At 71.4% G+C, this 8,500-nt stretch carries 6 protein-coding genes; 4 read left to right on the top strand and 2 right to left on the bottom strand.

Annotated features, from left to right (window positions below; genetic code table 11):
* The first annotated feature begins 227 nt into the window (after positions 1–227).
* Genes R6V09_RS39580 through R6V09_RS39570 form a run of 3 tightly spaced genes read left to right on the top strand, consistent with a single transcriptional unit; the run spans position 228 to position 5,930 of the window.
* Positions 228–2,423: a bifunctional glycosyltransferase/CDP-glycerol:glycerophosphate glycerophosphotransferase gene (locus R6V09_RS39580; RefSeq protein ID WP_317886320.1), complete on the top strand. Its 2,196-nt coding sequence runs from the start codon at positions 228–230 to the stop codon at positions 2,421–2,423.
* A gap of 7 nt (positions 2,424–2,430) precedes the next feature.
* Entirely contained in the window at positions 2,431–4,653 is a 2,223-nt protein-coding gene (locus tag R6V09_RS39575) for a bifunctional glycosyltransferase/CDP-glycerol:glycerophosphate glycerophosphotransferase (RefSeq protein ID WP_317886319.1), read from the top strand.
* Positions 4,650–5,930: a hypothetical protein gene (locus R6V09_RS39570; protein WP_317886318.1), complete on the top strand. Its 1,281-nt coding sequence runs from the start codon at positions 4,650–4,652 to the stop codon at positions 5,928–5,930. The genes R6V09_RS39575 and R6V09_RS39570 overlap by 4 nt, the downstream gene beginning before the upstream one ends.
* Positions 5,931–6,010: 80 nt before the next feature.
* On the opposite strand, the gene R6V09_RS39565 is transcribed toward R6V09_RS39570, so the two are convergent.
* Positions 6,011–6,424: an organic hydroperoxide resistance protein gene (locus tag R6V09_RS39565; RefSeq protein ID WP_317886317.1), complete on the bottom strand. Its 414-nt coding sequence runs from the start codon at positions 6,422–6,424 to the stop codon at positions 6,011–6,013.
* A 131-nt stretch (positions 6,425–6,555) separates the two neighbouring features.
* Between R6V09_RS39565 and R6V09_RS39560 the strand changes: the two genes are divergently transcribed.
* Complete coding sequence (locus R6V09_RS39560; protein WP_317886316.1) at positions 6,556–7,029, top strand: MarR family winged helix-turn-helix transcriptional regulator; 474 nt, start codon at positions 6,556–6,558, stop codon at positions 7,027–7,029.
* Here R6V09_RS39560 and R6V09_RS39555 read toward each other — a convergent pair.
* Positions 6,989–8,500 (bottom strand): glycosyltransferase family 39 protein (locus R6V09_RS39555; protein ID WP_317886315.1); only part of this gene is annotated, 1,512 nt, incomplete at its 5' end. The two genes, R6V09_RS39560 and R6V09_RS39555, sit on opposite strands and share 41 nt — an antisense overlap.

Genomic DNA, 8,500 nt, shown 5'->3' with positions numbered 1-8,500 from the left:
CCGCGAGCCGCACGCGCTCCCCGCTCGCCACCGTGCCGCAGCCCACGGCGTCCCAGCCCGTCACCGACCGCCTCTGAACGCCGTTCCCACATCGGGGAGTTCGCATGCCGTCAAGCCCCTCGCGCCCCACGCCGACCCGGCCCACAACCTGGCGTCCGACCGGGCGCCCCGGTCACCGCGCGCACTGACCCGGAACCTCCCCTCCGGACCACTGGAGAAAGAACAGAATGCCCCGCTTCAGCATCATCGTCCCGTCCCACGGGGTCGCCGGCCGGCTCTCCCAGGCCCTGGACTCGGTCCTCGCGCAGTCCTACGGCGACTTCGAGCTGATCCCGGTCTGTGACGCCCCCGGCTCCCCGGCCGCCGACGTCGCCACCGGCCACGCCGGGCGGGACTCCCGGGTGGCCCCGGTCAACTCCCCACCCTCCGCAGGCCTGAGCGGGGCCCGCAACACCGGCCTGCGGGCGGCGACCGGCACCTACGTCCTGTTCCTGGACGGCGACGACACCCTGGCCCCCGGCGCACTGGCCGCGCTGGACGCCCGGCTGACGGAGACTGGGGATCCCGAAGACGTCGACGTCCTGTACTTCGAGCACGAGCGGACCCCGTGGTGGGAGGGCGAGCCCACCAACCCGGCGGCCCCGCTGCTGGCGAAGACCCCGGCCGGCGCCTTCTCCCCTGCCCAGGCACCGCAGTTGACGGGCGTGCAGCTCCCGGCGTGGAGCGCGCTCTACCGCCGCGCCTTCCTCACCGACAACCAACTCACCTTCCCCGAAGGCCCGTTCACCGACCTCGGCTGGGGCGGCCTGGTCACCGTCGCCGCCGAGCGGGTGGCGGTGCTGCGCTCGGTGGTCGTACGGCATCTGCTGCGGCGGCAGGGCAGCCGGCTCAACCTGCCGGGCGCGCACCACCACCAACTCCTCGACCAGGTCGACATGGTGCTGACGCGTGCCGCCAAGAGCGACTTGTCCGGCGCCCTGTTCGAGCAGCTCTTCGCCGTGGTGCTGAAGACGGCCTCCCGGCCCGATCGCCTTCCCTCCGGGCACCGCGCCTTCTTCCGGCGGGCCGGCCGGCTGTACCGGAGTCACCGGCCCGCCGGTTTCCGTACGCCCGGCGGGAGTCTGGGAGTTCAGCACCGGCTGCTGGCGTCGGGAGCGTACTCGGCGTTCCGGGCGCTGCGCGGTGCCAACCGGTCGGCGACGGGGGCGGCCGAGCGGGTCCCGCGCCCCCGCATGCTGCGCACCCGTCTCCGCTACGCCCGTGCCCTGCGCCGCCGGCTCGACCCCAACCTGGCTGTGTACTGCGCCTATTGGGGCCGCGGCTACGCGTGCAGCCCGGCCGCGATCCACGCCAAGGCGCGTGAACTCGCCCCGCACATCCGCTCGGTGTTCCTGGTCGAGCCGGACGCGGTGGACGCCGTACCGAAGGGCGTCGAGCACGCCGTCATCGGCAGCCGGAAGTACTGGGAGGTGCTGGCCCGCGCCAAGTACCTGGTGAACAACGCCAACTTCGCCGAGGACGTCGTCAAGCGGCCCGGCAGTGTGCACGTACAGACGCAGCACGGGACCCCGCTGAAGAAGATGGGCGTCGACCAGTCGACGTACCCGGTGGTGGCCGCCGCGACCGGCAGCTTCGCCAAGTTGCTGGGCCGGGTGGACCGTTGGGACTACAACATCTCCTCCAACCGGCACTCCACGCAGATGTGGGAGCGCGCTTTCCCGGGCTCGTACGAGGCGTTGGAGTACGGCTATCCGCGCAACGACGTGTACTACACGGCGACCGCCGACGAAGTGGCGCGTGTGCGGAGGGAGTTGGGCGTTCCGGAGGGCAAGACGGCCGTCCTGTACGCGCCCACCCACCGCGACTACCAGACGGGCTTCGACACCGGCCTCGACCTGGAGGCCTTCTGCGCGGCGGCCGGCGAGGACGTGGTCGTGCTGCTGCGCGCCCACTACTTCTACGACCAGAGGCGAGCCAAGAGCAGCGGCCGGATCATCGACGTGACCGCGCACCGCTCCTCCGAGGACGTGTGCCTGGCCGCCGACGCGCTGGTCACGGACTACTCGTCGATCATGTTCGACTACGCCAACCTCGACCGGCCGATCGTCGTGTACGCCGACGACTGGGACGTCTACCAGGAGACGCGGGGCGTCTACTTCGACCTCATGGAGGCCCCGCCGGGCCCGGTGACCCGCACGCCCGAGGAACTGGCCCAGGTCTTCCGCGACGGCTCGTACGCGAACAAGGCGTCCACCGCCCTGCGGGCCGAATTCCGGTCCCGCTTCTGCGAGTTCGACGACGGACTGGCCGCCGAGCGGGTCGTACGCCGGGTGTTCCTCGGCGAGCCGCCGGAAGTGATCCCGCCCGTGATCCCGCTCGCGGAGCGCGTTCCGGCCCCCGCCGCCACCCTCGTAAGGAGCTGAACCCGAAGTGCCCCGCTTCAGCGTCATCGTCCCCGTCTTCAAGGTGCAGGGCTTTCTGCGCGAGTGCCTCGACTCGGTCCTGGAGCAGTCCTACCGGGACATCGAGGTGATCGCCGTCAACGACTGCTCGCCGGACGGCTGCGGCGCGATCCTCGACGAGTACGCGGCCCGCGACCCGCGCGTCCAGGTGCTGCACCTGCCGGAGAACGTCGGCCTCGGCCGCGCCCGCAACGCCGGAATGCCCCTGTCCACCGGCGACTTCCTGTTCTTCCTCGACAGCGACGACACCCTCACGCCCGGCGCGTTGCGCGCGATGGCCGACCGGCTCGACGCGAGCGGCGACCCGGATGTCCTGGTCTTCGACTACGCGCGCACCTACTGGTGGGGCGGCACCCGGCGCAACGTCCTCGCGCACGTCCTGACGGAGGTCGACGACACCTTCACGGTCGCCGAACACCCCGAGATCCTCGACCTGTTGATGGTCGTGTGGAACAAGGTGTACCGCCGGGAGTTCGTGCACAAGCACGCCTTCGAGTTCCCGCCGGGCTACTACGAGGACACGCCCTGGACCTTCCCGGTGCTGCTCAGCGCCGAGCGGATCGCCACCCTCGACCGGATCTGCCTGAACTACCGGCAGCGGCGCCAGGGCAACATCCTGTCCACCACCAGCCGCAAGCACTTCGACATCCACGACCAGTACGAGCGGGTCTTCGCGTTCGTCGACTCCCGCCCGGAGCTGGCGAGTTGGCGCCCCTACCTGCACCGCAAGATGGGCGAGCACTGTCTCGACATCCTCGGCAAGCCGGACCGGCTGCCCCCGTCCGACAAGGCCGAGTTCTTCCGCCGTACGGCCGAACTGTTCGCCAGGCACAAGCCGGCGGGCATGGCGGTGGACGCCGAAGTCCGTGCCCTGGAAGGGAGTTACGCGCGGTACCGGGTCCGACGGCAGGCGGGCCGGGCCGCCCGGCAGCTCGAACGACGGGCGCTGCAAGCACGCAAGTCGGCGGCCGGACGGGTCAAGGGCGGCTGGTCCGCGCTGCACGCCCGCCGGTCACTGGACCCCAACCTCGTTGTGTACTCGGCCTTTTCGCACCGCGGGGTCCTCGGCGACCCGGCCGCCGTGTACTACAAGGCGCGGGCGATCGCGCCGCACCTCCGGGGCGTGTGGGTCGTACAGGACGCGGAACAGGCCGCGTCGCTGCCGGCGGACGTCGAGCACGTGCTCCTCAACACCCTGCGATACCGCCAACTCACCGCACGCGCCAAGTACTTCGTCAACAACGTCAACTGGCCCGGCACCCTCACCAAGCGCCCCGGCAGCGTCCACATCCACACCCATCAGGGCACCCCGCTCAAGTACATGGCGGCCGACCTGCTGGACAAGCCCGGTGCCCGCTACGGCGTCGACGTGCCGCAGATGCTGCGCCGCGCCGACCGCTGGGACCACAGCCTGGTCGCCAACCGGCACTCGGAGCTGGTGTGGGAGCGGGCGTATCCGTGCCACTTCGCGTCGGCGCGGACGGGCAGCCCGCGCAACGACGTACTCGTCGGAGCAACACCGGGAGCAGGGGCGGCAGTTCGCGAACGGCTCGGTATCCCCGCCGGGCACACGGTCGTGCTGTACGCGCCGACCCGCCGCGAGTACAGCCGCAGCGGCCACGTCGACCGCCTCGACCTGGCCCGGTTCGCGCAGGATCTCGGCCCGGACCACACCCTCGTCGTACGCCTCCACCCCACCCTCGCCACCGGTCCCGCGCGCGGTCTCGGCCTCGCGGACCTGCACCGGCGCGGAGTGCTGGTCGACGCGACCGACGAACCGTCCGTCGAGGACGTCATGTTGGCCTCCGACGCCCTGGTCACCGACTACTCGGCCCTGATGTTCGACTACGCCAACCTCGACCGCCCGATCGTCGTCCACGCCGACGACCGGGAGGCGTACGCGGCGAGCCGGGGCACCTACTTCGACGTCACCGCCACACCACCGGGCCATGTGTCCAGTTCCTACCGGGAGTTGGCGTGGCTGTTCGCGTCGGGTGCCTGGCGGGACGAGGACTCGACCCGGCTGCGGGCCGAATTCCGGTCGCGCTACTGCGAGTTCGACGACGGGAGGGCCGCGGAGAGGGTCGTACGGACGCTGCTGCTGGGTGAGGACGACTGGCAGCCCCGGTCGGGGGCCGCCGGCCGGGTCCCCTCTCCCGCCGCCGGTCACGACCAGTTGGCGTCCTCATGAGGCCCCGCACCTGGGTGCTCGTGCTGGCCGCCCTGTTCGCGGTGCTCCAACTCGCCAATGTCACCGGCCGGGACACCCCCGACACCAAGAACTACCTGTCGTACGCGCTGAGTCTGCGCGGTGAGAGCAAGCGCGAGGCGGCGACCGTCACCATCGACTACTACTGCGCGAGCCAGGGCGACACCGCACGGCGCGACCAGAGCGTGAACGTGCTGAACTTCCACGGCAAGGACCCGGCCGCGCGGGTCGCGAAGAAGTGCCGGGCCGCCCAGTGGCGAGTGGTGGACGCGCAGTTGCGGGCCGGGAACAGCGGCGGGTTCATCACGCCGTTCATGCCCGAGCGGTTCATGCGGATCTTCGAAGTGCGGCCCGGATACCCGGTGTTCCTGGTCCCGTTCGTCACGCTGCTCGGGCCGGCCTGGGGGCTGTGGACGTCGAGTGTCGTCCTCACGATCGCGGGCGGGATCCTCGTGTTCCTGATCCTGCGCACGCTCTCCGTGTCGGTGCCGCTCGCGCTGACCGGGCAGGCCCTCTACTACGTCCTGCCGTGCGGGACGACCGCGATGCGCCCGATGACCGAGGGCCTGATGATGGCCCTGACTCTGGCGGCGGTGTGGGGCTGCGCGCTGGTGTCGACGGGCCGCCGCACACGCGCCGGACTCGCCCTGGTCGGCGGCTCCTTGCTCCTGCTCTTCACGGTCAAGCACTCGCAGGCCCTGTTCCTCGGGCTGTGCCTGGCCGGTGCGGGCGCGCTGGCCGCCGTACGACAGCGGCGGCGGGCGTGGGTGGTGGTCGCGGCACTCGGCACGGCGGCGGCCGTGGGCACGCTGCTGTTGGCGGGCCTCCTGCACTACCCGTCCCAGACCGACAGCCTCCAGGACCTGCTGACCGATCACTACGCCCGCCCCGACCGCGCCCGGCTGTGGCCCGAATTCCTGCACCTGGAGGCGGACTTCTGGCTGGAGTGGACGCGGCAGCAACTGTGGCAGCCGGTGCTCGCGGCGGCGCTCGGCGCCGGTGCGTGGGGCGCGTCGCGGCGGCCGGTGTTCGGGGTGTTCCTGATCGGGGCCGCGTCCACAGGGATTCTCACGCAGGCCGCGCATCCCGATATCAGCGTGTGGGGTGGGCGGTTGATCGTGCTGGTGTGGCTGTTGCCGGTGGTGGGGGTGCCGTTGTTGCTGGAGAGCGTGGTGCGGGGGAAGGCGGCCGTGGCTGCGCCGGTGCCAACTGCGGTTCCGGGGCAGGGGATTGGGGAACAGGCCCACGCTGCCAGGTGACGCGGGGGAAGCCGTCGACCCCGGCGACGAGGTAATGAGCGCTCGTCGCCGGGGTCGTAGAAGCGTCGTACTCGATGTGACTACTCGATGACGAGGTTGACCTCGATGTTGCCGCGGGTCGCGTTCGAGTAGGGGCAGACCTGGTGGGCGGTCTCGACCAGCTTGCGGCCGGTCGCCTCGTCCACCGTGTCGGGGAGCTCGATGCGCAGGGTCACCTTGAGGCCGAAGCCCTCGCCCTGCTTGCCTATGCCGACCTCGGCGGTCACGGCCGCGTCGGAGACGTCGACCTTCGCCTGCCGGCCGACGGCACCGAGGGCGCTGCCGAAACAGGCGGCGTAACCGGCGGCGAACAGCTGCTCAGGGTTGGTGCCCTGGCCATTGCCGCCCATCTCGACGGGGAAGCCGAGCTGAAGGTCGATCTTGCCGTCGTTGCTGACCGCGCGGCCGTCACGGCCGTGGGTGGCGGTGGCTACGGCGGTGTAGATCGCGTCCATTGGAAACCATCCCTCTCGGAAGTCTTTGTGGGGGTGGCCGGCCCGGGTGTCCGGACCGCCTCACAGCGACAAGTAGAGCACACAATTCAATTGCACACAACTAAATGGCCCACTAGCGCTATCCTGGAACCATGACCACCACTCCCGCCGACGCTCCCACCACCGACTGGCTCCGCCTCGACCAGCAGATCTGTTTCTCCCTGAACGCCGCGTCACGCGCCTTCGGCGGCGTCTACCGCGTGCTCCTCAAGGATCTCGGGCTCACCTACCCGCAGTACCTGGTGATGCTGGTGCTGTGGGAGCACGGCGAACTGCCCGTCAAGAAGCTCGGCGAACACCTGCGACTCGACTCCGGCACCCTGTCCCCGCTGCTCAAGCGGCTGGAGACGGCCGGTCTGGTACGGCGTGAGCGCAGCGCCCGCGACGAGCGCTCGGTGGAGGTACGGCTCACGGACGAGGGTCTCGCCCTGCGCGAACGCGCCCTCGACGTACCGCGCCGCATCCTCGGCGCGACCGGCTTCGACATCGACGAGATCCGCACGCTGCGGGCACGGCTCGACGAACTCACCGGCGCACTGGACTCGGCGGCGCTTGAGCAGGCATGACCATGTGCTGCGGAGGCATTCGGCGGATGTAGAGGGCCAGCTTCACGCGTCCGCTCACGTACTGCCGCCGACGCGCGAACTCCCCGTCCACGGCGTCGAGTTTGACCCGGTCGACCGGGTCGCCAGGCACCCAGCGGGACGGCAGCAGATTCGACTGCGCGACGATCCACACCCGGTCCACGGCGGCCAGCCGCCGCCGCAACTCCCCCGGCGCCACCTCACGCCCGCTCAGCGTCCCGGACCGGGCCCCCGACTCCGCCAGCGCCAGGTCCCGCACCCCGGCGAACGGCCCCGGATACGCCGACGCCGTCACCCGCCAGAACGACGGCAGGAACAGCACGGGATCGCCCGGCCGCAGCTCACGACCGGCCATGGCGGAGACGGCGGCGAGGTTCTCGGGACGGTGGGCCGCGGAACGGTCGTTCCGGTAGGCGGGCAGGCCGTGGAGGAAGGGGACGGCTACGGCCAACACGCCGGCGAGGGTGACGAGGGGGGTGCGGTGGAGTGGACGACGGGCGTCCCGCCGCGGGAGGCGAGGCGGGGAGCTCTCGGCTCCGACTCCGGCTCCGGCTCCGGCTCCGACTCCGGCTCCGACTCCGGCTCCGACTCCGGCTCCGGCTCCGGCTCCGGCTCCGGACATACGGTCGAGTGGTGAGTGGTGACCGCCGGGAACCAGGGCGCCGACCAGCTGGGGGCGACGTTCGACCACAGCCACTCGGCGCGCCTCATGGTCGACTTCCGGACGCAGAAGACCGCCCAGCCACAGCCGGCCCACCACCCCCACCAGCCGATCCGCGCCCGCCGCCACCAGCAACGGCGCCCCTGCCAGCGCGTACAGCACATACCGCTCGTGGAACAGCGGCCGGAACTGCGACACGGTCAGCAGGAGCACCGGCGGCACCACCAGCAACGGCAGTGCGACCGACGCGAGCCGTCCCGCGCCGAGTCCCAGCAGGATCAGCAGGACCGAGGTCCAGAAGACGACTCCGGTCGGGACGACGGCGAGAAACCCGCGGGCCAGCCGCTCGGTGGTGTCCCGGTCCGGCACCCGCAGCCACGCCACCTGCCCCGACTGCCGCTGGGACACCCAGGCCAACGGCAGCAGGACCCCCACCGCCGCGCCCGCCGCACGCCCCCAGCCGGCCCACACCGACCTGGGCACCCGCGCCGCCAGCACGGTCAACGCGTGCGCGCAGAGCACCAGTACGGCGAACTCGTGCAGCAGAAAGGTCACGGCGAGGACGGCTCCGTACGGCCACCAGGACAGCCTTGTCCGTTTCTCCGGTGCCGACTGTTTCTCCAGCGCCCGCACGAGGAGCAGCGTCGCCCCGGCGACTCCGGCCGCGACGAGGGCGTAGGACCGGCCCTCCTGTGCGTAGTGGCCGGTCAGGGGCGTGATCGCGTAGAGCAGGCCGGCCCAGAGGCCGACCCGGGGGCGGGCCAGCCGTACGCCGAGGGCCGCGACCAGGCC

The organism is Streptomyces sp. W16, from assembly GCF_033194735.1.
GTDB lineage: Bacteria > Actinomycetota > Actinomycetes > Streptomycetales > Streptomycetaceae > Streptomyces.
This window is presented reverse-complemented; position numbering and strand designations above follow the sequence as displayed.

Bases quoted from the DNA above. Each gene is read 5' to 3' on its own strand.
- R6V09_RS39580 (WP_317886320.1), top strand. From the start codon at position 228: ATGCCCCGCTTCAGCATCATCGTCCCGTCCCACGGGGTCGCCGGCCGG.
- R6V09_RS39570 (WP_317886318.1), top strand. From the start codon at position 4,650: ATGAGGCCCCGCACCTGGGTGCTCGTGCTGGCCGCCCTGTTCGCGGTG.
- R6V09_RS39560 (WP_317886316.1), top strand. From the start codon at position 6,556: ATGACCACCACTCCCGCCGACGCTCCCACCACCGACTGGCTCCGCCTC.
- R6V09_RS39565 (WP_317886317.1), bottom strand. From the start codon at position 6,424: ATGGACGCGATCTACACCGCCGTAGCCACCGCCACCCACGGCCGTGAC.